The organism is Priestia sp. SIMBA_032 (assembly GCF_046535215.1).
Taxonomy (GTDB): domain Bacteria; phylum Bacillota; class Bacilli; order Bacillales; family Bacillaceae_H; genus Priestia; species Priestia aryabhattai.
The window spans coordinates 1-236 of record NZ_JAWRXD010001560.1; the positions used below are offsets into that span (position 1 = coordinate 1).

Here is a 236-nt window from a genome sequence, read left to right on the forward strand (position 1 = left end):
TGCCGGTCGACCCGCAGGGCGCCGTCTGCGCCTGCGGCCAGCGCGGCTGCCTGGAGACCCTGGCCAGCGGCTCAGGCGTCGCGCGGCAGTGGCCGACCGACGACCCGTACCCGGTGCGCGCGCTCCTCGCAGCGGCCTCCGCCGGCGACCCGGCAGCCCGGGCGATCGCCGCTAGGCTGGCCGTGGGCATCGCCTCCGCGGTGCGCGCCCTCGTGCTCACCGTCGACCCCGCCACC

At 79.7% G+C, this 236-nt stretch carries 1 protein-coding gene; it reads left to right on the top strand.

All coding sequences use genetic code 11. The features are described 5' to 3' along the window. Positions 1 to 236: ROK family protein (locus SB717_RS39530; protein ID WP_410908795.1), on the top strand; the 236-nt coding region annotated here is incomplete at both ends.